Annotated in this window: 1 protein-coding gene; it reads right to left on the reverse strand. The window is 66.1% G+C overall.

Annotated elements, in window-relative coordinates:
- On the reverse strand, nucleotides 1-554 hold a 554-nt coding region (gene purM, locus EN991_RS39085), incomplete at both ends, for a phosphoribosylformylglycinamidine cyclo-ligase (protein WP_127370675.1).

Genomic DNA, 554 nt, shown 5'->3' on the forward strand with positions numbered 1-554 from the left:
ACCGCCAGGATCATGCCGATGCCGCAATTGAAGGTGCGCATCATTTCTTCCGGCGCCACGCCGCCGGTCTTGGCCAGCCACGAAAACACGGGAGGAACGTCGATCGCCTCGAGGTCGAGCTCGGCCGAAAAATCCTTGGGCAGCACGCGGGGAATGTTTTCCGGGAAGCCGCCGCCGGTGATGTGGGCGAGCGCCTTGATACCATGCGTGTTGCGGATCGCCTTGAGAATCGACTTGACGTAGATGCGGGTCGGCTCGAGCAGTGCTTCGGCCAGAGTGGCCTCGTCGTTGAACGGTGCCGGATCGCTCCACGACAGGCCGCTGACGGCGACGATGCGGCGCACCAGCGAATAGCCGTTCGAGTGCAGGCCGGAGGAAGCCAGGCCCAGCAGCACGTCGCCTTCGACAATGTCATCGGTGGGCAGCAATTGGCCGCGTTCGGCGGCACCCACCGCAAAGCCGGCGAGGTCGTAGTCGTTGCCGTGATACATGCCGGGCATCTCGGCGGTCTCGCCGCCGATCAGCGCGCAGCCGGCCTGGCGGCAGCCCGCGGC

Source organism: Mesorhizobium sp. M7A.F.Ca.US.005.03.2.1 (assembly GCF_003997795.1).
Taxonomy (GTDB): domain Bacteria; phylum Pseudomonadota; class Alphaproteobacteria; order Rhizobiales; family Rhizobiaceae; genus Mesorhizobium; species Mesorhizobium ciceri.